Raw genomic sequence first — 928 nt, forward strand, 5'->3', positions numbered from 1 at the left:
GTATAGCGCTAGCCCGTACAGAGCTTCAGATCATGACCCTGTGATTGTTGAGCTAGCTTTGAAATCACCGTTAAAGGGTGATTTTGATGAGGATGGTGTTTTGGGCTTTGCCGACTTTTTAATCTTGATTGATCATTGGGGGTGTAGAGATCAAAGCTGCGCTCAATATGACTTAAATAAAGATGGAAAAGTCAACTTCCGAGACATTCGTAAGTGGCTTAAGTGGTACAGGAAGTCACGATAGTTTTCCTATTACCATTCAATTAAAAAAGGCAGCTCGAAAGCTGCCTTTTTTGAACTGTACACACTCTTAGCACAGCACATACTCGCGTTTACCAATACTCAGCTTTGGCCAAAGCCTTAACACTTCTGGAACGGCCATCTATTGCTTCGATCGAACAAGCTGTCAGTGACTGTGCCAGCCACCCTTCTGGCTGACTCAATTCAAACGGAGCCTTGACCACGTTCTCACTAATCGGCTCAAAGCCTACTTTAGAATAATAATTCGGGTCACCATAAGTAAAAACCAGTTCTACACCAAGAGATTGTAGAGACTCAATACCATAGTTAATTAAGGATTGACCTACCCCCTGCCCTTGACAGGTCGTAGCAACGGCAACTGGAGAAAGAATAAAAGCAAGCTTGTCATTTGGGAGAAAAAAGCGACTCAAGAAAATCGCGCCGACAAGTTTTTCATCTTTTGAGGCAACAAAACCAAGCAAGTCTTCTTCTCTAGTGCTGGCAATCAAATCGGCAACTAAATCGCCAATTAACAAACCCTCGTCCAGTCCCTCGGCCATAGAAAAGACATCACGGAACAGCACAATCACTTCTTGTGACTGAGCAGGCGTAAATTCAGATAAATTCATCAGACCCACCCTTCTAAAGATATAACGCGAGAATATCGAAGCTCTCCTATAGAGAGAGC

At 43.4% G+C, this 928-nt stretch carries 2 protein-coding genes; one reads left to right on the forward strand and one right to left on the reverse strand.

The genetic code is table 11. From position 1 onward, the window contains the following. Positions 1–244 (forward strand): dockerin type I domain-containing protein (locus tag A3766_RS30445; protein ID WP_197479339.1); only part of this gene is annotated, 244 nt, incomplete at its 5' end. Positions 245–332: 88 nt separating this feature from the next. On the opposite strand, the gene A3766_RS05235 is transcribed toward A3766_RS30445, so the two are convergent. Beyond that, positions 333–928: GNAT family N-acetyltransferase (locus A3766_RS05235; RefSeq protein ID WP_231882839.1), on the reverse strand; the 596-nt coding region annotated here is incomplete at its 5' end.

The organism is Oleiphilus sp. HI0132 (assembly GCF_001635845.1).